25 protein-coding genes are annotated in these 22,739 nt (G+C 33.8%); 14 read left to right on the top strand and 11 right to left on the bottom strand.

Annotation, left to right across the window (positions count from 1 at the left end; translation table 11 throughout):
* The first annotated feature begins 2 nt into the window (after positions 1-2).
* The 4 genes from H7350_RS02020 to H7350_RS02005 all read left to right on the top strand — a co-directional run bounded on the left by H7350_RS02020 (position 3) and on the right by H7350_RS02005 (position 2,298).
* Positions 3-302: a DUF6370 family protein gene (locus H7350_RS02020; protein WP_204344199.1), complete on the top strand. Its 300-nt coding sequence runs from the start codon at positions 3-5 to the stop codon at positions 300-302.
* A 33-nt stretch (positions 303-335) separates the two neighbouring features.
* Positions 336-695: a hypothetical protein gene (locus H7350_RS02015; RefSeq protein WP_204344198.1), complete on the top strand. Its 360-nt coding sequence runs from the start codon at positions 336-338 to the stop codon at positions 693-695.
* A 79-nt stretch (positions 696-774) separates the two neighbouring features.
* Positions 775-1,470: a zinc metallopeptidase gene (locus H7350_RS02010; protein WP_204344935.1), complete on the top strand. Its 696-nt coding sequence runs from the start codon at positions 775-777 to the stop codon at positions 1,468-1,470.
* A gap of 99 nt (positions 1,471-1,569) precedes the next feature.
* Positions 1,570-2,298 (top strand): Bax inhibitor-1/YccA family protein, encoded by a 729-nt coding sequence (locus H7350_RS02005; RefSeq protein ID WP_204344197.1) that lies wholly within the window; start codon positions 1,570-1,572, stop codon positions 2,296-2,298.
* Between the two features lie 49 nt (positions 2,299-2,347).
* Here the strand turns inward: H7350_RS02005 and H7350_RS02000 are convergent, their stop codons facing one another.
* From H7350_RS02000 to H7350_RS01990, 3 genes are all read right to left on the bottom strand, one after another.
* Complete coding sequence (locus H7350_RS02000; RefSeq protein WP_204344196.1) at positions 2,348-3,025, bottom strand: response regulator transcription factor; 678 nt, start codon at positions 3,023-3,025, stop codon at positions 2,348-2,350.
* Entirely contained in the window at positions 3,015-3,821 is an 807-nt protein-coding gene (locus H7350_RS01995; RefSeq protein ID WP_204344195.1) for a sensor histidine kinase, read from the bottom strand. Before H7350_RS01995 ends, H7350_RS02000 begins: the two co-directional genes overlap by 11 nt.
* A 619-nt stretch (positions 3,822-4,440) precedes the next feature.
* A complete protein-coding gene (locus H7350_RS01990) occupies positions 4,441-4,887 on the bottom strand; it encodes a hypothetical protein (RefSeq protein WP_204344194.1) in 447 nt (148 codons plus the stop codon).
* A gap of 188 nt (positions 4,888-5,075) precedes the next feature.
* Here H7350_RS01990 and H7350_RS01985 point away from each other — a divergent pair, with 188 nt between their 5' ends.
* The 4 genes from H7350_RS01985 (at position 5,076) to H7350_RS01970 (ending at position 8,482) form a co-directional block, all read left to right on the top strand.
* A complete protein-coding gene (locus H7350_RS01985) occupies positions 5,076-5,624 on the top strand; it encodes a phage tail protein (RefSeq protein WP_204344193.1) in 549 nt (182 codons plus the stop codon).
* A 50-nt stretch (positions 5,625-5,674) separates the two neighbouring features.
* The gene (locus H7350_RS01980) at positions 5,675-6,226 is read left to right on the top strand and encodes a phage tail protein (RefSeq protein ID WP_204344192.1); all 552 of its coding nucleotides are present in this window, start codon (positions 5,675-5,677) and stop codon (positions 6,224-6,226) included.
* Positions 6,227-6,316: 90 nt separating this feature from the next.
* The gene (locus tag H7350_RS01975; RefSeq protein ID WP_204344191.1) at positions 6,317-7,294 is read left to right on the top strand and encodes a T9SS type A sorting domain-containing protein; all 978 of its coding nucleotides are present in this window, start codon (positions 6,317-6,319) and stop codon (positions 7,292-7,294) included.
* 180 nt (positions 7,295-7,474) lie between these two features.
* Positions 7,475-8,482, top strand: coding sequence for a T9SS type A sorting domain-containing protein (locus H7350_RS01970; RefSeq protein ID WP_204344190.1), 1,008 nt, complete (start codon positions 7,475-7,477; stop codon positions 8,480-8,482).
* A gap of 60 nt (positions 8,483-8,542) precedes the next feature.
* Here H7350_RS01970 and H7350_RS01965 read toward each other — a convergent pair whose 3' ends face one another.
* Both H7350_RS01965 and H7350_RS01960 read right to left on the bottom strand, forming a co-directional pair.
* On the bottom strand, positions 8,543-9,013 hold the full coding sequence (locus H7350_RS01965; RefSeq protein ID WP_204344189.1) for an Lrp/AsnC ligand binding domain-containing protein: 471 nt from the start codon (positions 9,011-9,013) through the stop codon (positions 8,543-8,545).
* An 11-nt stretch (positions 9,014-9,024) separates the two neighbouring features.
* Positions 9,025-10,389: a saccharopine dehydrogenase family protein gene (locus tag H7350_RS01960; protein WP_204344188.1), complete on the bottom strand. Its 1,365-nt coding sequence runs from the start codon at positions 10,387-10,389 to the stop codon at positions 9,025-9,027.
* A 149-nt stretch (positions 10,390-10,538) separates the two neighbouring features.
* On the opposite strand from H7350_RS01960, the gene H7350_RS01955 reads away from it, so the two are divergent.
* Positions 10,539-10,934 carry a DUF423 domain-containing protein gene (locus tag H7350_RS01955; RefSeq protein WP_204344187.1) on the top strand — a complete coding sequence of 132 codons (396 nt, stop codon included), beginning with the start codon at positions 10,539-10,541 and terminating at the stop codon, positions 10,932-10,934.
* Positions 10,935-10,994: 60 nt separating this feature from the next.
* Positions 10,995-12,611 (top strand): phosphoenolpyruvate carboxykinase (ATP), encoded by a 1,617-nt coding sequence (pckA, locus tag H7350_RS01950; RefSeq protein ID WP_204344186.1) that lies wholly within the window; start codon positions 10,995-10,997, stop codon positions 12,609-12,611.
* A 75-nt stretch (positions 12,612-12,686) separates the two neighbouring features.
* Here pckA and H7350_RS01945 read toward each other — a convergent pair whose 3' ends face one another.
* Complete coding sequence (locus H7350_RS01945) at positions 12,687-13,445, bottom strand: uroporphyrinogen-III synthase (protein WP_235989242.1); 759 nt, start codon at positions 13,443-13,445, stop codon at positions 12,687-12,689.
* 9 nt (positions 13,446-13,454) lie between these two features.
* Positions 13,455-14,108 carry a DUF4271 domain-containing protein gene (locus tag H7350_RS01940; protein WP_204344185.1) on the bottom strand — a complete coding sequence of 218 codons (654 nt, stop codon included), beginning with the start codon at positions 14,106-14,108 and terminating at the stop codon, positions 13,455-13,457.
* Between the two features lie 163 nt (positions 14,109-14,271).
* Here H7350_RS01940 and H7350_RS01935 point away from each other — a divergent pair, with 163 nt between their 5' ends.
* The 3 genes from H7350_RS01935 to H7350_RS01925 are packed head-to-tail and all read left to right on the top strand — an operon-like array spanning position 14,272 to position 16,821.
* Positions 14,272-14,994, top strand: coding sequence for a polyprenol monophosphomannose synthase (locus H7350_RS01935; protein WP_204344184.1), 723 nt, complete (start codon positions 14,272-14,274; stop codon positions 14,992-14,994).
* Position 14,995: 1 nt separating this feature from the next.
* Positions 14,996-16,342, top strand: a complete 1,347-nt coding sequence (locus tag H7350_RS01930; RefSeq protein ID WP_204344183.1) for a dihydroorotase — start codon at positions 14,996-14,998, stop codon at positions 16,340-16,342.
* Complete coding sequence (locus H7350_RS01925) at positions 16,339-16,821, top strand: DUF4296 domain-containing protein (RefSeq protein ID WP_204344182.1); 483 nt, start codon at positions 16,339-16,341, stop codon at positions 16,819-16,821. The genes H7350_RS01930 and H7350_RS01925 overlap by 4 nt, the downstream gene beginning before the upstream one ends.
* Here the strand turns inward: H7350_RS01925 and H7350_RS01920 are convergent.
* Positions 16,797-17,816, bottom strand: coding sequence for an NAD-dependent epimerase/dehydratase family protein (locus H7350_RS01920; protein WP_204344181.1), 1,020 nt, complete (start codon positions 17,814-17,816; stop codon positions 16,797-16,799). The genes H7350_RS01925 and H7350_RS01920 overlap by 25 nt on opposite strands.
* Before the next feature lie 87 nt (positions 17,817-17,903).
* Here H7350_RS01920 and tyrS point away from each other — a divergent pair, with 87 nt between their 5' ends.
* Complete coding sequence (tyrS, locus tag H7350_RS01915) at positions 17,904-19,208, top strand: tyrosine--tRNA ligase (RefSeq protein ID WP_204344180.1); 1,305 nt, start codon at positions 17,904-17,906, stop codon at positions 19,206-19,208.
* 227 nt (positions 19,209-19,435) lie between these two features.
* Here tyrS and H7350_RS01910 read toward each other — a convergent pair whose 3' ends face one another.
* From H7350_RS01910 to H7350_RS01900, 3 genes are all read right to left on the bottom strand, one after another.
* Complete coding sequence (locus tag H7350_RS01910) at positions 19,436-19,885, bottom strand: YHS domain-containing (seleno)protein (RefSeq protein ID WP_204344179.1); 450 nt, start codon at positions 19,883-19,885, stop codon at positions 19,436-19,438.
* A 30-nt stretch (positions 19,886-19,915) separates the two neighbouring features.
* On the bottom strand, positions 19,916-20,896 hold the full coding sequence (locus H7350_RS01905; protein WP_204344178.1) for a LuxE/PaaK family acyltransferase: 981 nt from the start codon (positions 20,894-20,896) through the stop codon (positions 19,916-19,918).
* 77 nt (positions 20,897-20,973) lie between these two features.
* Positions 20,974-22,725 carry a T9SS type A sorting domain-containing protein gene (locus tag H7350_RS01900; RefSeq protein WP_204344177.1) on the bottom strand — a complete coding sequence of 584 codons (1,752 nt, stop codon included), beginning with the start codon at positions 22,723-22,725 and terminating at the stop codon, positions 20,974-20,976.
* Positions 22,726-22,739 lie beyond the last annotated feature (14 nt).

Below are 22,739 nucleotides of genomic sequence, written 5' to 3'. Positions count from 1 at the left end.
TCATGAAAAAAATACTACTTATAGGTGTTTTGTATGTATGTTTTGCTTGTAGTCAAAACAAAAAGCAAACTGCTGAGGTGTCTTGTGGACAATGTCAATTTGGATTGACAAGTCAAAAGGGATGTGATTTAGCTGTTCGTATTGATGACAAGGCATATTTTGTTGATGGTGCTGATATAGATGATTATGGTGACGCTCATGATAAAGATTCAGGATTTTGCGAGGTTGTCAGAACTGCTGAGGTGTCAGGAGAAGTTGTCGATGGTCGTTTTAAAGTGAATTCGATAGATTTAATAGACTAAATGATAGGCCTAAAAAAATATGATAAAGTACTTATGTTTTTTTTCGTGGCATTTGTAGTCACAAGTTCACTTACCTGGTATTTTGAAGAACGATTTGATGAAGGTTTATGGCATTCAAATCCGGCAAAACGGTATAAGTTAGCAGATGATATTATCGATAATAAATTACTTGTAGGAAAAACAAAGGAAGAGGTGATATCTCTCTTAGGTGAACCTGAAATTTTCACTGAAGATTCTAAAAACTATATCATTTATAAAATGGGAAAATCGCCTAGCTTTAAAGATCATCTTGGCGACCGACTCATAATCTTTTTTGACAATAATAGCGTGCAAAAAGTGCTTCATAAAAAGGAACCGCTTGAAAAATCTATAGAGAGGGATAGGTATCAATAACTGACAAATTTTCCTATCTTTAATATGGCGTACTTTTTGCTATACTACTAACAATTTAATTTTAAAACATATGAATGGAATGATGGGATATTACGTACTAATTGGTGCCATTGCATTGGTGAGTTGGTTAGTAAGTAGTCAATTAAAACGAAAATTCGCACAGTACTCTAAGGTACAATTGCGTAACGGTATGAGTGGAAGAGAAATCGCAGAGAAAATGCTGGCAGATAATGGTATTTCTGATGTAGAAGTGATTTCTGTAGCCGGACAGTTAACAGATCATTACAACCCTAAGAATAAAACCGTAAACTTAAGTGAAGCTGTATACAATCAGCGTAATGCTGCAGCGGCAGCTGTTGCGGCACATGAGGTTGGTCATGCTGTTCAGCATGCACAAGCTTATAGTGCTTTAGGGATGCGTTCGGCATTAGTACCTATCGTTAGTGTTACGTCAGGAATGTCACAATGGTTAGTCATTGGTGGTCTTGTTCTTGGAGCTGCTGCTGGTGTTGGTTTAGGATATTGGGTGGCTGTTGCAGGTTTAGTCTTTATGGGATTTGCAACTTTATTTAGTTTTATCACACTTCCTGTGGAGTATGATGCAAGTAACAGAGCTTTAGCCTGGTTAAAAAATAAAAACATGGTAACTCCAGAAGAGTATAAGGGATCTGAAGACGCTTTGAAATGGGCTGCCAGAACATATCTGGTTGCTGCCATTGGTGCTTTAGCATCGCTTTTATATTGGGCGCTTCAGGTTTTTGGAAGTCGCGACTAAACGCCTTACAACACATAGATATTAAAACCGAATTACGTTTATTTACACGTTATTCGGTTTTCTTTTACTAATTTGCTATTACTAAATCAATTATTACTTATGGAAAACTCAAACCCAAGTCCTTTCGATAATTTTGAGGACGGAAAACTATTAATTAGTGCGTTATCTGACGCCGATCGTGTAGCGTTTTATAAAAAAACTTATGCACATGTCGCAGGAGGCGTGTTGGTATTCATTTTATTTGAATGGATGCTCTTACAAAGCGAAACTATTGTGAATTTTGCGATGTCGATGACACAAGGCTGGCGATGGCTTATCATGCTTGGAGGTTTTATGTTTATTACCAATTATGCTGAAGGCATGGCCTTAAAAACACAAGATAAAAACAAGCAATATTTAGCCTATGGTTTATATATTTTGGCAGAAGCCTTCATTTTTGTGCCTTTAATTTACATTGCAGCATATTATATGGAGTCTGGTCCTGAATTACTTAATCAAGCAGCTATTGTGACTCTGGCATTATTTACAGGATTGTCTGCTGTTGTATTTGTGACTAAGAAAGATTTTTCTTTTTTGAGGACAGGTTTGACCATTGGATTTTTTATTGCTATCGGACTCATCATCGCAGGAACACTTTTTGGATTTAACCTTGGTTTATGGTTCTCTGTAGGCATGTGTTTACTGGCTGGAGGTTCTATTTTATACCAAACGTCTAATCTGGTACATAAATACTCTGAAGATGATTATATACCAGCATCATTAGGCTTATTTGCATCATTGATGTTATTATTCTGGTATGTATTACAAATCTTCATGTCTAGAGACTAAATTTTAAAAATATGATATTAAAGCATTCTGAAAAGGATGCTTTTTTTGTTTAAAATTGTTCTTCTAAATTCACAAGTTTATTCTGAATCGCATACACAACCAAGCCAGCAAGATTTTTAGCTTCAGTTTTTAAGAGTAAATTATTGCGATGTCCATCGACTGTTCTAGGACTTATAAACAGTTTTTCGGCAATTTCATTGGTGGTAAACTGCTTACAAATAAGGTCTAAAACCTCTTTTTCACGTTTGGTGAAATAGGTGGTGTCAAAATTAGATTTTTTAATTTGATCGTTATTATTTAATAAACCTTCATGAATAAATTTCATAACCTGTTCATCATAATAAAAGCCTTTATCTGCGACCTCATTAATAGTCGTTAACATCAGTTTAGGTGTACTGTTTTTAGCCAAATAGGCAACAGCTCCAATAGAAATCATATTGATAATAAACGGTTTACTAAAGTAGCTGGTTAGTGCGATAATTTTAATATCTGGAAATTCTTTTCTAATAAGTTTGGTGGTTTCCACTCCATTGAGTCCTGGCATTTTTAAGTCGGTGATGACAATCTCAGGAATTTCAGCTGCCGATCGTAATTGATCCATAAGATGGTTGCCATCTTCGGCATCAAAAAGAATGTTTAAGTTTTTTTCTTTACTTAAAATAGAGATGAGCCCTTGTCTAAACAATAGTTCATCATCTGCTATTGCTAATGTTATTTTAGTATCCATACGAGTGACAATTAATAGTAAATATACTTCCTGTTTTTTTCGAGCTCTCAACAAAAAGCTGCCCATTTAAAATCGCAACTCTACTCTTTATATTTTGTAATCCGATACCGGATTTCTTTTTAATATCATTAACATCAAACCCAACACCGTTATCTTTAAAAACTAAAGCAAATCCCTCTTTCTCCTTTTTAAGCTCCATTTTTAATTGATTGGCTTTACCATGCACAAGAGCATTACTTATGAGTTCTTGAGCGATTCTAAATACATGTAGTTCATTACTCTTGTCAAGGTCGTTTAATGACTCAATATGATGTTTTATTTTAATATCTGTATTTGATGTAAACTCATCAAATAATTCTTCGAGTGCGACTTTTAATCCAAATTTATCTAAAATAGGAGGCATTAACTCGTGCGCTATTTTTCTCGAACTTTCTAAGGTTCTTGTGGTAATATCAAGAATGTGATTCAAAGCTTCTTTATGTTCTTCAGCTATAGAATCATCATCAATTAAAACATTTGTTGTTAAACTCACCACGTTTAATTTTGAACTAATGGCATCATGTAAATCTTGAGCTATTCTATTACGTTCTTCCTCTTGAACTTTAATCGTTGTTTGTAATATTTTTTTTTGATGATCGAGTTTAATATTAATTTTTTCTACTTCTTTTTCTACAATTTTTCTTCTGGAGTAATAGAAAAACAGAATGAGTCCTAAGGTAACTAAGACTAAAAAAATAATTCCATAAACAAGCGCTCCTATGATTTCTGCTTGACTGGCCGAAAATTCATTTTCCATTCTATTAGTATTAATACCATATACACTGTATAAAGTATCTTATTTATGAACCAAATATTTTTTACTGCATCATTATTTCTAAATGAGGATAAATAGACACCCAATAAAAAAATCAATGTGCTTGTCGTAATGTATATCAATATCCCAGCGTTAATATACATATATTCTGGAGACTTATTCAATGAGTTGTACATATGAACAATTGAATAAATGATAAGGGGTAGACTGGTAATAAATATTTCTAAACTATTAAATTGAAAATACAATTCTGGGTTTTTGTAATATTGAATAACCAGAATAATCAATACACCACCTAATAAATAGTATACCATTCTTTTCTGAATCTTCGTGAACATTGTTTTGTAAAAAAAAGACAGACATATGAATTGAATGATAAAATAAAAATGTGATAGATGTAAATTATTTTGTAGGTTGTGAGCATAAATATGTCCTATAACTTGAATGATACATATACTCACAATATAAATTATAAAATATTTTAGAGCTACAATGTTTTTAAAAACACTGTAGCTCCAAATGTATAAGCAAGAATTAATGATAAGCAGTAAAACACCTAGGTATTCAAAAAAATCATCAATTTTATTCATCAGTTAATATTTTAACCATTTTCCAAAGGGCTTAATGTGTCACATTCGCTAGGACATGGTGTTGTTAAATCATATACACCACTCCCTATTGGGTTTGGCATAACAAAATTTGAAGGACATCCTGGTGATTTTTCTCCTTGAACGATGTCTCTATGTTTGCCATTACAATCAATGCTTGTACCAACAAGTAACAGTTTTTCTCCACCACCATCAGGCTCGCTAGGATCAATTCCCATATAGGCTCTAACACCTGAGTTTTTGACATTTTTTACGGAGTAATGACCATCAGTTTCTTTTGCGATGACGCCCATTTCTTCAAGTGTGTCGATTAAATCTTCAGCAGGAATTAAAAAAGCTTTACAATTTTTAGGCTGGGCTGTTCTCCAATTTCTAGCGTAGTTAATTGCGTCGTTAATATCAATGGGGTTTTTTTTAGCAGTAAGCGAACTTTCTTTCATGATATTTAAATTTAAAGTTGATTAATAATCCTTAAAGCTAATTAAATAGAAATTAAAAACAGGCTTAGTTTTTAAAAACAGGTAATTCTACGTGATTTTGACTTATAGTGGTTTTGCGCTTAAATGCTTTAGTGTTTAAGTAGACATTTGTTTCTAATTATTAACCAATTATAAAAAAACAGATTATTATGAATCCATTTATTGCACAAATTATCATGTTTGCTGGCAATTTTGCCCCCAGAGGTTGGGCGTTTTGCAACGGACAATTATTGCCAATCTCCCAGAATCAGGCATTGTTTTCTTTAATAGGAACAACTTATGGAGGAGATGGTAGAACTACATTTGCTTTGCCAGATTTAAGAGGTAGAACTCCAAAAGGTGTTGGAGATGGTGCAGGGCTTCAAGCAGTAACTTGGGGTGAAAAAGGCGGTAAAGAAGAAACGCTTATAACTGTAGCCAATATGCCATCGCACAGTCATGATGGAAGTAGCTTAAGCCTTACGTTATCTTGTAATGAAGATGATGGAGACAACGATGAGCCTTCAGGACGAAACATCGGTATTGCAGGATCTGGAACACCATATAACTCGGCAGCCAATGATGCTACGTTTGGCGGAGGTACGGTCTCTGGTAATACAGGTCCACAAGGTAATGGTCAGTCTGTAGACATACAAAACCCTTTCTTAGGAATCAATTACATTATTGCACTTCAAGGTGTTTTTCCTCCGAGAAGCTAAATTAAAATCAATTTAAATTAATTAATAATCAACTTAAAAAATATAATATTATGGATGATGCATATATAGGAACAGTAATGATGTTTGGAGGTAATTTTGCTCCAAGAGGTTGGGCGTTTTGTAGCGGTCAGTTATTGCCAATTTCAAACTATTCGGCTTTATTTTCAATTTTAGGAACAACTTATGGAGGTGATGGTAGAACAACTTTTGCCTTACCAGATTTAAGAGGACGTGTGCCAAAGCATCCTGGTAATGGACCAGGACTTCAGCCTGTTACTTTAGGAGAAAGAGCAGGTCGTGAACAAGTAACACTTACTACAGGACAGTTACCTTCTCATAGTCATGATGGAAGTACATTAACAGCTACATTATCATGTAACGAAGATGATGGTGATAATAATGAGCCATCAGGACGCAATATCGGTATTGCAGGATCTGGAACCCCTTACAACTCGGCAGCTAATGATGCTACATTTGGAGGAGGATCAGTTTCTGGAAATACAGGATTACAAGGAGGAAACCAACCATTTGATATTCAAAACCCATTTTTAGGGACCTATTATATCATTTGTATGGAAGGTCTTTATCCACCAAGAAGCTAAAGGCGTCATTCATCGAATTTTAAAAGAATCCCTAAAGTATTGTATTTATTTACAGTACTTTAGGCTTCTTAATCTAAAAAAAGAATTATTATGAAAACAAAACTACTTTTACTAACTTTCTTATTACCTACAATTATTTTTGCGCAAGTGGGAAATGGCTTTGAGAATACACCAGGCGTAACATTTAATGCATCAGGCGGTTCTTGTCAATATTTTGATTTTGATACCACTACAATTCATACACTTGCCAATTACAATGCGCCTTGCGGTTTAATTTATGTTACAGAGCCGTCGTCGGGAGCAACTCTAGGGTATTCTATTACTCTAGATCCTACATCTCCTAATGGACCATCTGGATTTAGTGATGGAGATTTTTTTGGTGTTGGAACTAGTGCTTTTTTCAATACTGAAATTGCATTATCACCACCAGAAGGCAGTCAAGGGTTTTTTATGGAAGATCCTGATGGAGATATTACAATGACTTTTGATATTGTAGATTTAGCAGGAACAACAAATCCTCAGTTTAGCATGCAATATGTGTTAGAAGCTACAAGTTGGGAAGCAGAAGATTTTTTAAGAGTAACCATTCAATTTACAGACTGTGCAAGTCCTACATTAACGTTAATTGATACTCTTGGACTTGATATAGATGACCTTGGTATTGAAGATACCTGGAATACTTTAAATGCTGATTTAACAGCATATGCTGGATGTAAAGCGCAATTAGTTATTGAGTTTTCATCAAACTCTGCAGCCGAAGAGTTAGGACTTGATGCCATTTCTTTTACAGCAGGTATGACATTGTCAACACCATCTCTTGATTTGGAGAATTCTATTTCAATAGTTCCAAATCCATCGCAAGGTATTGTAACCATTAAAAATTCGGGTATTGCATTACATACTGCTGTAATTACAGATATAAATGGTCGAGCAATTAAGTCGTATGATTTAAATGGGTCGGCATTAGATAAAACACTTGATTTAACTTCGGTAGTATCATCAGGATTATACTTCATGACGATTTCTTCTGAAAATGGATCTGTCGTTAAAAAGATTATTATTGAATAATATTTAAAAAAGCAACTTACTTACCTAAGTTGCTTTTTTCTTATTGCTGTCTGAGCTTTAAGTCTTTTGAGGGGTTCATTATCGTTAAATTAAGTAATTCATAGAAAACACATTGAATAATAGTTGTATTCATCTGTTAATCAATACATTTAATTAATTAATCCAAAACACTTAGCTATTATGAAAACAAAATTACTTTTATTGACATTTTTAATGAGCTCAATATTGAGCATCCAACACACTCAAGCCCAAACAGTATTGTTGCCAGGCGATATTGCTATAATCTGGTATCAGGCTGATACACCAGATTCTTTTGCCTTTGCGACATTTGTAGATTTAGACGCTGGAACTGAAATTATTTTTACAGATTGTGGAGCAGTACCTGCTGGTACTTTTGATCCAGCTGGTTGCGGAGAAGGTGCAATTGTATATACTGTTCCTGCATCAGGACTATTAGCAGGAGAAATAGTTACTTATGATGATAGTCTGCCTGGAGTTGATTTTGTTGATTTTGCAGGAGATGCAGTAATTACAGGAACAACTGGTATGGCGCTTTCAACTGGAGGTGATCACATTACTGTTTTACAAGGAACGCCTTCTAGTCCAAATTTTATTTTTATGTTAAGCGGTTCTTCAACAACATTTTCGGGTGATGATAGTGTAAGTACAACAGAAACTAATTTATTCACAGGCTTAATAGATACTGGTTTGCCAAGAACGGCTGTGGCTGTAGGTTCTGGTCCAGCACCTTCTCAAGAATGGGATAATGCAGTATATACAGGAGGTTATACATTTGCAACAGTAGCAGATGCTAAAATAGCGGTTACAGATCCAGCAAATTTCGTTGGAGTCAATGCTATAACTGATGCTCCATATAATGGACTGGTTGCTGGTATGCCTGAAAAGTTTACCATATTGGCGCTATCAGTTGATGAGTTTGATTTAGGGAATTCGATATTCATTTCGCCTAACCCTTCTAATGGTATAGTAACCATTAAAAACTCTGGTATTGCATTAGAAACAGCAATACTAACAGATATTAATGGTAGAACCATCCAATCGTTTAATTTAAATGGTGTTACTCAGGATAAAGAACTAGATTTAAGTGATGTAGTGTCATCAGGACTCTATTTTGTAACAATCTCTTCGGATACAGCTTCCACAGTAAAAAAGATTATTATTCAATAAATACCCTTGAAATTATTACAAAAAAAAAAGCAACCTCAAAGGTTGCTTTTTTTATTGGTTTTAAATTTTTATCTGACGTTCAATTTGCTGATCTAATGAAATGAAAGTTTCTGTTCTAGATACACCTGTAATAGACTGTATATCGCGATTGAGTACATGCATTAGATGTTCATTATCCTTACATAGAATTTTTATGAAGATACTCCAGTTTCCGGTTGTATAATGACATTCTAAAACTTCAGGTATTTTTTGCAACTGTTTTACAGCTTCAGGATTACTGATTGCCTTATCTAAATAAATTCCAATAAAAGCCATCGTTGTATAGCCTAAAACTTTAGGATTAATTACAAATTTAGAACCAGAAATTAAACCCGATTTTTCCAATTTCCGAAGTCTTTGATGTATAGCAGCACCCGAAATACCTACATGTCTCGCAATTTCTAAAATAGGTGTTCTAGCATCAGACATCAATGCTCTCAGTATTTTTTTATCAATACCATCAATTTGAATATTTTGATTAACCATCTTCATAGGCAAGTTATCTAGACGTTTAATGGATTATAACCTAAATAAGGAACTTCTTTTTCTGAAAATTGAATTCCGAAATCTTCTAATTCATTCAAAATGGGTTCATAAACTTCTTTGGTAATAGGAATTTGTACACCAGGTGTTGTGATTTTTTCATTTAAAATAGCTAATGTCGCAATAGCTACAGGTAGTCCTACAGTTTTTGCCATAGCTGTATAAGTTTGGTCTTCTCCAATAGTTACCATTGTCGAATCTATTTGGTGTTGTTCACCGTTGAGTTCATACCCAAACTTATGATACATAACAATCATGTCTTTATCATCTTCTTGAAGTGTCCAGCTATCCATTAGAATTTTCTGAAGTATTTGTGCAGGTGTTGCTTTTTTAAGTTCTACCATTTTTGTCTTACTAAAAATGTCAATTTCTTCTAATTTGTCCCATACAATATCATCTTGATCAATTTTGAGCGCATGTCTAAACTTTAATTCTACGGAATCTGTATGGCTATAGGGTAAAAAAGCATTTACAAAATCGCGATAGCTCATATTTTCACTATCATCAATGGTATAACTGTCATCTGTCATTCCTAATTGAACAAACATATTCCACGCACGACTAAAACCAACACGACGCATCGTACCACGATATAAAGTTTTAATGGAATCTAATCCGTAAACCGATTGATATTTAAGCGAATCTCTGTTGGCATAAGCTTCAAAACGACCAAAACCATCAATTTCTAAAAATTCTGTTCTCCTGAACAATCTATTATAAGGGATGTATTTATAGGATCCTTCCTGTAAAAACTTAGCAGCACTACCTTGTCCTGCAATAACAACATTTCTTGGGTTCCAGGTAAATTTGTAATTCCATAGATTATTATCGCTTTCAGGTGCTACCAATCCACCAGTAAACGATTCAAATAAAATCATTTTTCCTCCTTTACTTCTAATACTGTCAATCACTTTGATGGCACTCATATGATCAATACCAGGATCAACACCTATTTCGTTCATAAAGACCAGTCCTTTTTCAGTTACTGCTTTATTGAGTTTTTGCATATCATCACTAACATAAGATGCTGTAACCATATTTTTTCCAAACATGATACAGTCTTTCGCAACTTCTATATGGTATCTGGCAGGAAGCATAGAAACCACAATATCGGCATTTTCAATTGCAGCTTGACGAGAGGACTTATTAAAAACATCTAAGGTAATCGCATTGGCATTTTCGTGTTCGCCAATTAATTTTTTTGCATTTTGTATATTAATGTCACCTACAATAATATGAAGTTCTTCTTCAGTAGATTTTTCTAGTAAATATTTTATAAGGTAGGATGTAGATTTTCCAGAACCTATGACTAAAATCTTTCGCATAATGGTTTGAGTTGAGTAATTTTGTTATTAAAATCTTTGAAGTTCAAAATATAGCTAAAGTTACCTATTAAGTTTTAAACCACTTCAAAGCAATTTTAGACGAATTTACTAAATACAATGGGTTATAAAAACCTAAATTCAATTTATATATGAACAAAAAAATTCTGATTACAGCTTGTATTTTAGGAGTTGTTGCAATTGTTCTTGGTGCTTTTGGAGCTCATGGCCTTAAGTCTTTAATTTCTAGTGATGCTCAGCAAACTTTTGAGACAGGTGTACGTTATCAAATGTATCATGCCTTATTTCTTTTGTGTATTGGAAATTTAGCGTTGCTTACAGAAAAGGCAAAGCGAATTATTCTTTACCTTACTATTTTTGGAATCTTATGTTTTTCTGGATCTATTTATGGATTAGCAACAAATGAACTCACAAGTTTTGATTTTAAGCATATAGGTTTCATTACACCTATTGGCGGACTATTATTAATTATGGCTTGGTTGGTATTGTTGATAAACTTTTTTAAAAACAAGACTGATAATTCTTAAAATAAGCAGTCTACTTTAAAATAAAGTTTAATTTTGCACTTTAAACAACACAAACAAATTATGGTAAACCATACACAAATCACGAAAACGATTTCGTTAGATGCCTACGGTATCAAAAATGCTCAAGTAAGATATCAATTATCTTCAGACCAACTTCACGAACTTACTATTTCCAAAGGACAAGGAGAGGAAGCGTCTTCAGGTGCTTTAGCGGTAAAAACCGGTGAGTTTACTGGTCGTTCACCTCAGGATAGATTCATTGTAAAAGATGATATTACCAAAGATCGAGTTTGGTGGGGAAACATAAACATTCCTTTTGATTCAGATAAATTTCAAAAGTTATATGACAAAGTCACTGCTTATCTTTCTGAAAAAGAAGTGTTTGTTAGAGACAGTTATGCATGTGCTGATGATAACTATAGATTAAATATCAGAGTTATTAATGAATATCCATGGAGCAACATGTTTGCGTATAACATGTTTTTACGTCCTACCGAAGAAGAATTGAAAGATTTTACTCCAGAATGGACGGTTATTAATGCGCCAGGTTTTATGGCCGACGCTGAAATAGACGGAACAAGACAACATAATTTTGCAATTTTAGATTTCACACGTAAGATTGCACTGATAGGAGGTACAGGTTATACAGGTGAAATTAAGAAAGGTATTTTTTCTGCGTTAAACTTTATTTTACCTGTATTTAAAAATACTTTACCAATGCACTGTAGTGCCAATGTTGGTAAAGATGGAGATACGGCTATCTTTTTTGGATTATCCGGAACCGGAAAAACGACTCTGTCAACCGACGCTGAACGTAGCTTGATTGGCGATGATGAACACGGCTGGACAAATGAAAATACTGTATTTAATTTTGAAGGTGGCTGTTATGCAAAAGTGATTAATTTATCACAAGAACAAGAGCCAGAAATCTATGATGCTATAAAAAAAGGAGCAATCCTTGAAAATGTTATCATGAATGACAAAGGTGATGTTGATTTTGAAAACACTTCAATAACACAAAATACAAGAGTAAGTTATCCAATTCATCATATTGAGAATATTAGAGTTCCTTCTATTGGAAAAAACCCTAAGAACATTTTCTTTTTAACAGCTGATGCTTTTGGAGTTTTACCTCCAATTTCAAAATTAACTCCTAGTCAGGCAGCATACCATTTTATTTCTGGTTATACGGCTAAGGTTGCTGGAACAGAAGCTGGAGTAGTTGAGCCAGTGCCTAGTTTTTCGGCCTGTTTCGGAGCTCCTTTTATGCCTTTACATCCAACAAAATATGCTGAAATGTTGAGCCATAAAATGAAAGAGTCTGGCGTTAATGTTTGGCTGGTTAATACAGGTTGGACAGGTGGACCTTATGGAGTGGGAACACGTATGAAATTGAAATATACGAGAGCTATGATTAATGCCGTTCTTAATGGAGAATTGGGTTCATATACTTATGAAGATTATCATATTCACTCTGTGTTTGGAGTAGCACAACCACGAACTTGTCCAGGAGTGCCAAAAGAAGTCTTAAGTCCAAGAACTACTTGGGGAGATGATGAAGCATATTACAAGACAGCTTTTAAGTTAACTAATGCTTTTAGGGAAAATTTTAAAAAGTTTGAAGAGTTCGCAAGCGAGGAAATTCGAAGAGGAGGACCACAACGCTATTCGTTTTAACTTATAATAATATCATTACAAAAAAAAGCGTCCTGAAATTATCAGGACGCTTTTTTTATATACGTTATAAGGGAACTATTTTCCTTTATTTACTTTGTCAATATATTTTTCTAATGCCATAGTCATTGATGGTGTTTCAGGAGTAGGAGCAGCTATATCTACACGTAGTCCGCGAGATTCTACAGCTTTAATTGTTGTGTTTCCAAAAACAGCGATACGTGTACTATTTTGTTTAAACTCTGGGAAATTATGAAACAAAGATTCAATTCCAGATGGGCTAAAGAAAACTAAAATATCATAATACACATTTGCCAAATCAGACAAGTCACTAATAACGGTCTTGTAAAATACCGATTGTGTCCATTTCACTCCTAAATTATCTAAAATTTCAGGAACTTCAGGTTTTAATTTATCAGTTGTAGGTAATAAGAATGTTTCGTCTTTATACTTTTTAATTAAAGGTGATAAATCTGCAAAGGTACGTTTACCAACATAAATTTTACGCTTTCTGTAAACAACATACTTTTGAAGGTAGTAAGCTACTGCTTCAGACTGACAAAAATATTTCATCGTATCAGGAACTTTGAAACGCATTTCTTCAGCTACTCTAAAAAAATGATCTACAGAGTTTCTACTTGTTAATATGATAGCAGAGTAGTTGGAAAGATCAACTTTTTGTTGTCTTATTTCCTTGGCTTCTACACCTTCAACGTGAATAAATGGTCTGAAATCAATTTTTACTTTTTGTTTCTCTTGAAGATCAAAGTAAGGCGAATTTTCTATTTTAGGTTCTGGTTGAGATACTAAAATTGTTTTCACTTTCGTCATATTCATTAAAGTATTTTAAGTGTTGAAATCTTTAATTAGCTTATATAAAATTAGATAGGGTCCAATTTCAAGTGCGCAAAGATACAAAATAAAATAGAATATGTTATTTAAAAGTAATTTTTGATGATTCTTAAATGAACTTATAAACCCAATTAGATTTATCATAATTATTAGTCCGAAAATTACATATATAATAGTTTTGGATGGGTTTAAACTGTAAATGAGGATGCAATTGATTGGAAATAATAGAAAACCAGTATAATTTTTAAACGTCGTTTTTTGAAAAAGATACGAGTCAATGAGGTCGTCAATATCAAAAATACTTCCTATTAATCGCTCTAATAATACTTTTATTAGGAAGAGTACACCAACACCAAAGAGCAATTTAAAAAATAAATTAAGATTAAATTCTGAAGGATTTACTAAGGTAGAATAGCTTATTAATGCAAAAATGGATACAGAAATAATTCCATTAAAAAAAAGCAGGGCATCAAAACCATCTATAAATTTTTGATCCCTGGCATATATTTTAAGATACTTAGAATTACCAATTACCGCTAAAAAGTCTTTAAACCTATGGGCAAAGACATATTTTGATATGGTAATGCACAACAGTCCAAGTACCAAGAATATTGTAAACCAATCATTAGAAGTAACGTCTCTAAGCATGACACAAAATTATGAAGAATATTTGACGAAATGATATGCTTTATGAAGTAACTCCAAATCATTATTACAAGATTAACATTGTTTATGATTTTACACTACAATTTAATTGATAAAACACTTACTTTTGCTGAAATATAACAATCAAAAACTGAGATCATAGTATATGCAAGATGCTATCGTCATTATACCAACCTATAACGAAATTGAAAATATTGAAGCCATTATTAGAGCTGTTTTCAATCAAGAAAAGGGTTTTGATATTTTAGTAGTTGATGATAACTCTCCCGATGGTACTGGAGAAAAAGTAAAAACGCTTCAAGGTGAATTTCCAGATCAGCTTTTTTTGATTAGTCGAGCGAATAAAACAGGTTTGGGTACTGCGTATATTGAAGGTTTTAAATGGAGTTTAAAAAAACATTACAGTTATATTTTTGAGATGGATGCCGATTTTTCGCATAATCCCAATGATTTAATTCACCTCTATAATGCTTGTGCTATTGATGGAGCCGATTTGTCTATTGGTTCGAGATATGTAGATGGTGTAAATGTGGTTAACTGGCCAATGAGTAGAGTATTATTATCTTATGGTGCTTCAAAATATGTTCGATTAATTACACGTATGAAGATATGCGATACCACAGCTGGTTTTGTATGTTATAAACGACAAGTGTTAGAAACCATTAATTTAGATGGCATCAAATTCGTAGGCTATGCGTTTCAAATTGAAATGAAATTCAAAGCTTACCTTAAAAAGTTTAAAATAGTTGAAGTTCCTGTTATTTTTACAGATAGAACTAAAGGCAAATCAAAAATGAGTGGCGGAATTATTTCTGAAGCTATTTTTGGTGTAATTAACATGAAATTTAAAAGTTTATTCAGTAAATAAGATGCAAAACAAGACCATACTTATTAAGAATGCTAAAATTGTAAATGAAGGAAAGGTTACCGAAGGTGATCTTTTAATTGAAGGCGAGATTATTAAAGAAATAGCAGATACCATTAGTGCTAAATCTGCTGATGTGACAATTATAGATGCTGAAGGAAATTATGTTTTTCCGGGTTGCATAGACGATCAAGTGCATTTTAGGGAACCTGGTTTAACACATAAAGCGACCATAGAAACAGAATCTAGAGCAGCGCTTGCTGGAGGAATCACCTCTTTTATTGAAATGCCCAACACCAATCCGCAAACAACAACCTATGAGAAGTTAGAAGAGAAGTTTGAAATTGCTTCAAATACATCGTACGCTAATTACTCGTTTATGTTTGGTGGTACCAATGATAATTTGGAGGAGATTTTAAAAGTGAATCCAAAAACAGTCGCAGGCTTGAAATTGTTTTTAGGATCTTCAACAGGAAATATGCTGGTTGATGACCCTGAAATTCTGGAGAAAATTTTTAAAAGTACAGATATGGTGATTTCTGTACATTGCGAAGATGAAGCTACCATTAGAAAAAACCTGCAAGAGCATATAGATATTTATGGTGAAGATATTCCGATTGAAAAACACCCTGTAATACGAAGTGAAGATGCTTGTTATATATCCTCATCCAGAGCGATTGAACTTGCTAAAAAAACAGGCGCAAGATTACATGTTTTTCATTTGTCAACAGGTAAAGAGACAAATTTATTCAACAATAAGAAACCATTAAAGGATAAAAAAATCACAGCCGAAGTTTGCATTCACCACCTTTGGTTTAGTGATGAGGATTATGCTAAAAAAGGCACACATATTAAATGGAATCCAGCCGTAAAAACTGCAAAAGATAGAGAGCAACTCTGGAAAGCACTTTTAGATGATAGAATAGATGTGATTGCAACCGATCACGCACCTCATACTTTGGATGAAAAAAATAATGTGTATACTAAAGCTCCGTCTGGCGGTCCATTAGTACAGCATGCCTTAGTCGCCATGATTGAAATGTATCACAAGGATAAAATTTCATTACCTAAAATTGCTGAAAAAATGGCACATAATCCTGCAATTTTATTTCAGGTTGAAAAACGAGGTTATATCAAAGAAGGCTATTTTGCCGATTTAGTGATTGTTGATATCAATAACCCTTGGTCTGTAAAAAAAGACAACATCTTATACAAATGTGGCTGGTCACCTTTTGAAGGAACGACTTTTAAATCACGTATTACACACACGTTTTTAAATGGAACTTTAGTGTACAATAATTTTAAAGTATTAGACGTGAAAGCTGCTAAACGATTAACTTTTGACAGATGAAACGTACACTCATTGTTTTAGTAATCATATCATTTTTTGGATGCTATTCTGATAGTAAACCCAAAAAGCCAGAGAACCTTATTTCAAAGGATAAGATGGCCAATATCTTATATGATGTGTTTATTTTAAATGCTGCCAAAGGATCAAACAAAAGTATTTTAGAAGCGCAAGGAATATATCCTGAAAACTATGTGTTTGAAAAATACAATATTGATAGTTTACAGTTTGCTTTAAGTAATGATTATTATGGTTTTTATGTCGAAGAGTACGAATCTATTATCGCACGTGTAGAAAAAAGAATTGACAACGATAAGATAACCTATAAAGCTCTGGCTGAAAAAGAAGAAAAAGATAAACAGAGAAAAAGAGATTCTATTAGAGCTCTAAGTGATTCTACAAAGATTAAGAGTATTAAAAAGCCGGTTCAGAAAGAAAAGAAAGTCGATTATAAAGATTATATAGACGAGTCGTCTAAATAATAAGTTACGACCTGAGCAATAGCGTTATCTATAGGTTTAAATTCGAAATTTAAATCCTGTTTTATTTTAGAATTATCATAGACTGTTTTAACTGAAATGGATTTAGCCAGTTGTTTAGAGAGCTTTCTCCGTTTTCCTGTAAGTTTATGTGTTAACCAATCCAATCGCCATACCAAGGCTAATAATAACGGAGACGCTTCTTTAGAGGATGGCTTAACATTAAACATCTTAGCCACTTTATGCTGAAAGGCCTTAAATGTTAGGTTTTCAGAAATAATAATATAGCGTTCATTAATAATATCGCTCTCCATAAGTTCAATCATTGTCGTTACAACATCCCAAACATCTACATAAGCCGAACTACCTTTTGGATGATACTTTAAACCCTTATAAATCTGTCTGAATAAACTGCCACTGCCACCACCTTTCCAAAATCCTGGACCTAATATGATTCCCGGATTTACAATAACAGCATTAATACCTTCTTGAGTGCCTCGCCAAACTTCCATTTCTGCACCATATTTGGTAATGGCATACACACTATTATCCTGTTCAGGATTCCATTCGGTAGTTTCAGTAATTAATGTATCTGGATGAGGTTCATGTCCAATAGCTGCAATTGAACTCACATAACATAATTTTTCAATAGCATTTGAAATACAAAGATTGACAATATTAGCAGTTCCTTTAATATTGACTTTTCGAAGTTCATGATATTTATCGGGTTCAAAACTGATAAAGGCAGCACAGTGATATACCTGAGTAATGCCTTTAAATGCAATATTTAACGCCGGAATATCATTAATGTTAGCTTCAACCCATTCAATTGAATTGTACAGTGTGTCGACATCTTGAGTATAGTAACCAAATACTTTTTTAACAGACTCTAATTTATGGGCTCTTCTATAAATTGCTCTAACAGGTTTGTTACTGCTCACTAATTTGAACAGCACATGCGAACCAACTAAGCCAGTACCTCCTGTAACTAAAATCATAAAACAAAAATAGTCTTTTTTGGTATTCGCTTTTCTCTTTTGTTTGATAAACATATCTTTGCTGCACTTTAGATTAATACTCAAAAAATGAACTATAATTTAGTAGAAGAATTAACGTGGCGAGGAATGGTACATGATATCATGCCAGGAACAGAAGCGCAATTGCAAAAAGAAATGACCACAGCTTATATTGGGTTTGATCCAACATCAGACTCCTTACATATTGGTAGTTTGGTTCCTATTATTTTATTAATGCATTTGGAAAAGGCTGGACATAAGCCTATCGCCTTAGTTGGTGGAGCAACAGGAATGATTGGAGATCCTTCAGGGAAAAGTGACGAGCGTAATTTATTAGACGAAGCCACCTTAAACCACAATGTTGCAGGAATAAAAAATACACTAGCCCGATTTTTAGATTTCAATTCAGATAAAAAAAATGCTCCAGTATTAGTTAATAACTACGACTGGATGAAAGATTTTTCGTTTATAGATTTTGCTCGTGATGTTGGTAAACGTATTACGGTAAATTACATGATGGCAAAAGACTCTGTAAAGAAACGTTTAAGTGGAGATGAAGGTAATGTAGGGATGTCTTTTACAGAGTTTACTTATCAGTTAATTCAAGGGTATGATTTTTACCATTTATATAAAACGCATCATTGCTTATTGCAAATGGGTGGTAGCGACCAATGGGGAAATATTACCACAGGGACAGAGCTTGTAAGACGAATGAATGTTGGAGAAGATGCCAAAGCATACGCTATGACGTGTCCGTTAATTACAAAAGCAGACGGTTCAAAATTTGGTAAAAGTGAAGGTGGTAATGTATGGCTTGATGCTGAAAAAACATCAGTTTATAAGTTTTATCAGTTTTGGTTAAACACCAGTGATGAAGATGCTGAAAAGTATATAAAAATCTTTACTTTTTTAACCGAAGAAGAGATTAAAACCATTATAAGAGAACATTCAGAAGCGCCACATCGACGCGAGCTCCAAAAACGTTTGGCGCAAGAAATTACTACAATGGTACACTCTGCATCTGATTTTGAAAATGCCGAAAAAGCATCAAATATTTTATTCAGTAAAACCTTTAAAGCAGATATTAAAACTTTAGATGAAAAGACCTTTTTAGATGTGTTTGAAGGTGTGCCTCAAGCTGAAATTTCTAGAGCAGAATTATCAGAACTTGATATGATTGGAGCACTTGCTGCTCAAACAAATTTTTTAGCATCGAATAGCGAGGCAAGACGTGCTCTAAAGGAAAATGCGGTATCAGTCAATAAGGAAAAGGTAACTGAAGATTACCAGTTATCGTCAGATGATTTAATTAATGATACATACATCATTCTTAACAAAGGAAAGAAGAATACGTATATCATAAAAGTGTCTTAGATTAATTGTTGTTTTGGTTTATATAAACTGTAGTGTCATTCTGAACGTGTTTCAGAACCACATCACGAATACAACCATTTTGACAATGAGACCTTGAAATAATTCAGGGCGACACAATCACAATCATAAACTTTTTTACAAAGAAAAACGTCCCATCGAGAGATGGGACGCTTAACATTAACCAATCAACTATTATTTGAAGTAATTTTTTCTTTTTCATAGAATTTTCATTCTATTTTTATTACTTCCCAATGTTGGTCGGCTTTTTCTTGTAAACCTTTCACATTATTTTTTTTCCATGACGTTAATGTATTGTTAAACCAGGAATTGTAGAATAAATACAGCTTTCCATCTCTAATTTCGAAGGTTTTAGGATTGATATCTATTTTTTTTGAGTCTACAGCAACGGCATAAGCACAATAACCACCATATTGAGGGATATATCTTTGGGGATTGTTTTTAAAAGTATTTAAGTTAGCTTCAGAAGAGAATTTAAACTTTACATCATCATAAGTCGTTTGAAAGGTATCTCGCCCTTTGATTGCTTCATTATTAAAATAAGCAACAACATCATACCCTTTGGCAACATAACCTGCTTTAGTATTATAATCAATAGTTTGTGCGGAGGTATTAAGTATTCCGAAAACTAATAAAAGATTTAAAAATGATAACTTCATGATGAAGTAGTCGGTAGGAAACGATAAAGATTACAAGACCATCAAATTACAGCCTCTAATATCACTGGCGTCAAAGCGACCAATGATTTCAAAACTTCTATCATCATAAACACGACCTAAATCTTGGGTAGCAATAAATGAACAGGAGTTGATATTAGCCAAATCAATCACATTGATGCCTCCAGTTTTATTTATGTGTTGAAGACTTAAAGCATCTTCAGGATCTCGGGTTAAAATACGCATCCAATTAGGACATTTAAAGCGTCCGTTGCCTAAGGAATAGGCCTGACTTAAGAGTTCGGTCATGCCGTATTCGCTATGAATTTGTGATACACCAAACCCAGATTTTAAAATGTCGTGAAGTTCATCTCGCACTAATTCTTTTCTACGGCCTTTCATGCCACCTGTTTCCATAATGATGGTGTTTTTTAATTGGAACTGCTGCAGTTCAACTAAATCTAACAAGGCAAAAGAAACGCCTATCAGTAGAACTTTTTTGCCTTCGGTATCTAATGTGATAAGCTGCGTTTTAAGTGCATCGAGATCATTGAGATAAAAACCACTTTCAGGATGACCTGATTGTTGTATCATATCATCAACCATATAAACTAATGAGGATCCTTGACGTTCTAAATAATTAGGAAGTAAGGCAAGTATGACATAGTCGTTAATATTTCCGTAGAACTGATGAAACGCACGACGAAAACTTTGTTCATAAACCGACAAGTCTGTAACGTGATGTTTGCTGGTAATTGCACCTGTTGTTCCACTGCTGGAAAAGGTTACTTCAACGGGAGCACTAGAACTCAATACCTGATGACTTTTAAAAAACTGAATGGGTAAAAATGGAATGTCTTCTACACGTTTGATGTCACTAGGATGTTTGTACAGTAAATCACAAAATGAGCGATATACGGGATTGTTATCAAACTGAAATTTAAAAACATCCAATGCTACTGTATTGAATGTACGTTCTGAAGAGATTGAAAAAATATCCTTTGTGCTAATCATCGTAGCAAAAATATGCAAAAAGAAAAAGCGTCCCGATGATTATCGAGACGCTTTTTGTAATAATTTATAATAACGAATTATTTGATCACTAATTTTTTAGTAACCGATGCGTTATTTTGAGAAATTTTTAAGATGTAAACTCCTGTTTGTAATTCAGATACATTTAAACGGTTATCCGATAACGTACTGCTAATGACTTGCTTTCCTAAGATGTCATAAACAGAAACTGAAATAGCATCGCTGTTTGCACTTGTAATGTTTACAAATCCAGTTGAAGTTGGGTTAGGATACACAGAGAACGACGTACCATTTACTTCATCAATTGAAAGTGAAGCACCAGCTACGTCATCAACATAACGAGGTAAAATTTGGTATACACCGTTAAATTCAGCACCTAAACCAATTACAGAAGATGTTGTCGTTGGAATATTTGCACCAACTAAATTTTCATCTGCAAAAGAAACTCTGGCAATAGTAACATCTGCACCATCTGCAATATTGTAGTTTGTATTATTTTCAAATACACCAGTATCTTCAAAAGTTACGTTTGTAATTTGAATCAACTCACTTTCATAAGTTTCACCAGCTGCTAAAAATTGAGATACACTTACAACTTCAGGTGTAATTGTGTTTCCTGTAGATGAAGGACCAGCTAAATCGGCAACAGGAATAAATTGTAATACTCCAGAGAATTCTCCTAATTGTCCTTGAAGGCCTGTAATACCATCACCAATGCTTAATGCTGTTGCTAAAGTACCAGAAGGATCATCAATTAAAATACCTCCAGTAGCATCTTGAATGTACTTTTGATTTCTGTTATTATCTGTAACGATGTATGATATAATTGCTTCACCAGTTAATTCATAAGCTTGTCCGATAGTACCAGCTCTTAGCTCAGCGATATTCGAAACAGTGTTAGACGCTAATACGCTAAATGATACCATATCAGAATCAATTAAGCCACCATTTACTAATTCTACAGTAATATCATAAGTTTGACCATCTACAGTTGCTACAGAAAAAGGACTTGTAACATTGTTTGTTGTTGTACCATTAACTGTAATATCTACGCTTTCACCACCTGCTAAGTTAGCTGTAGTAAATTCAACATCAACAGATGTTGTTCCTGGAGCAAACTCTTGTCCTCCAGCAGGAGAAGTAATTGTAATACTTGGCGTTGCTACAAAACCATCAACTACTCTAATGTTATCAATGGCGATATCTTCATCACCAGAATTTAGACTCATTTCAATTCTAAATACGATTGAAGAGTTTCCTGAAAGTGAAATATTTTGAACATATTCAGTAAATGCAGAAGTAATTTCAGCACCTTCACCAACACCATCAAAATCAGCATCAATTCTAGGAGCACTATTCGAACCAGCAGCTTCGCTTTCTATCCAAAGTAAGTTTTGTTCAGCACCACCATCAATAGAATAGAAGATATGCATATAATCTGCTTCATCCCAATCTTGATTTGTTCCGTCATCATCTTCAGCAAGTAAAATGGCAAAATCAACATCTGATAATCCTGTTACGTCAATGGCAATAGTTGATAACGATAAAGGTAACGTAGCACCTTCACCATCTAAATCTTGTCCTGCGAAGAAAAAAGTACCGTCGGTACCAGAAACTTCATAAAAAGATCCGATGTCAGAACCGTCAGTTCTTAAAAAGAAATCTCCAGCGCCATCAGAAAATTCTGCTACAGAAGTAGTGTAATTAGTTCCATTTGTGTCTGTTTCAAAGCTTTCTTGGTATAATGTTGTTTGACCAAACGAAGTCAAACCAATTAAAGCAGTTAAACATAAAAAGTAAAGTTTTTTCATAATTATTTAGTTTT

This window comes from Psychroserpens algicola, assembly GCF_014526325.1.
In the GTDB taxonomy this organism is placed as follows: Bacteria; Bacteroidota; Bacteroidia; order Flavobacteriales; family Flavobacteriaceae; genus Psychroserpens; species Psychroserpens algicola.
The sequence above is the reverse complement of the archived record's forward strand: the minus strand, read 5'-3'. Positions and strand labels throughout refer to the sequence as shown.

Coding starts and splice junctions, on each gene's coding strand:
- H7350_RS02020 (WP_204344199.1), top strand. CDS start 3: ATGAAAAAAATACTACTTATAGGTGTTTTGTATGTATGTTTTGCTTGT.
- H7350_RS02015 (WP_204344198.1), top strand. CDS start 336: ATGTTTTTTTTCGTGGCATTTGTAGTCACAAGTTCACTTACCTGGTAT.
- H7350_RS02010 (WP_204344935.1), top strand. CDS start 775: ATGATGGGATATTACGTACTAATTGGTGCCATTGCATTGGTGAGTTGG.
- H7350_RS02005 (WP_204344197.1), top strand. CDS start 1,570: ATGGAAAACTCAAACCCAAGTCCTTTCGATAATTTTGAGGACGGAAAA.
- H7350_RS02000 (WP_204344196.1), bottom strand. CDS start 3,025: ATGGATACTAAAATAACATTAGCAATAGCAGATGATGAACTATTGTTT.
- H7350_RS01995 (WP_204344195.1), bottom strand. CDS start 3,821: ATGGAAAATGAATTTTCGGCCAGTCAAGCAGAAATCATAGGAGCGCTT.
- H7350_RS01990 (WP_204344194.1), bottom strand. CDS start 4,887: ATGAAAGAAAGTTCGCTTACTGCTAAAAAAAACCCCATTGATATTAAC.
- H7350_RS01985 (WP_204344193.1), top strand. CDS start 5,076: ATGAATCCATTTATTGCACAAATTATCATGTTTGCTGGCAATTTTGCC.
- H7350_RS01980 (WP_204344192.1), top strand. CDS start 5,675: ATGGATGATGCATATATAGGAACAGTAATGATGTTTGGAGGTAATTTT.
- H7350_RS01975 (WP_204344191.1), top strand. CDS start 6,317: ATGAAAACAAAACTACTTTTACTAACTTTCTTATTACCTACAATTATT.
- H7350_RS01970 (WP_204344190.1), top strand. CDS start 7,475: ATGAAAACAAAATTACTTTTATTGACATTTTTAATGAGCTCAATATTG.
- H7350_RS01965 (WP_204344189.1), bottom strand. CDS start 9,013: ATGAAGATGGTTAATCAAAATATTCAAATTGATGGTATTGATAAAAAA.
- H7350_RS01960 (WP_204344188.1), bottom strand. CDS start 10,389: ATGCGAAAGATTTTAGTCATAGGTTCTGGAAAATCTACATCCTACCTT.
- H7350_RS01955 (WP_204344187.1), top strand. CDS start 10,539: ATGAACAAAAAAATTCTGATTACAGCTTGTATTTTAGGAGTTGTTGCA.
- pckA (WP_204344186.1), top strand. CDS start 10,995: ATGGTAAACCATACACAAATCACGAAAACGATTTCGTTAGATGCCTAC.
- H7350_RS01945 (WP_235989242.1), bottom strand. CDS start 13,445: ATGAATATGACGAAAGTGAAAACAATTTTAGTATCTCAACCAGAACCT.
- H7350_RS01940 (WP_204344185.1), bottom strand. CDS start 14,108: ATGCTTAGAGACGTTACTTCTAATGATTGGTTTACAATATTCTTGGTA.
- H7350_RS01935 (WP_204344184.1), top strand. CDS start 14,272: ATGCAAGATGCTATCGTCATTATACCAACCTATAACGAAATTGAAAAT.
- H7350_RS01930 (WP_204344183.1), top strand. CDS start 14,996: ATGCAAAACAAGACCATACTTATTAAGAATGCTAAAATTGTAAATGAA.
- H7350_RS01925 (WP_204344182.1), top strand. CDS start 16,339: ATGAAACGTACACTCATTGTTTTAGTAATCATATCATTTTTTGGATGC.
- H7350_RS01920 (WP_204344181.1), bottom strand. CDS start 17,816: ATGATTTTAGTTACAGGAGGTACTGGCTTAGTTGGTTCGCATGTGCTG.
- tyrS (WP_204344180.1), top strand. CDS start 17,904: ATGAACTATAATTTAGTAGAAGAATTAACGTGGCGAGGAATGGTACAT.
- H7350_RS01910 (WP_204344179.1), bottom strand. CDS start 19,885: ATGAAGTTATCATTTTTAAATCTTTTATTAGTTTTCGGAATACTTAAT.
- H7350_RS01905 (WP_204344178.1), bottom strand. CDS start 20,896: ATGATTAGCACAAAGGATATTTTTTCAATCTCTTCAGAACGTACATTC.
- H7350_RS01900 (WP_204344177.1), bottom strand. CDS start 22,725: ATGAAAAAACTTTACTTTTTATGTTTAACTGCTTTAATTGGTTTGACT.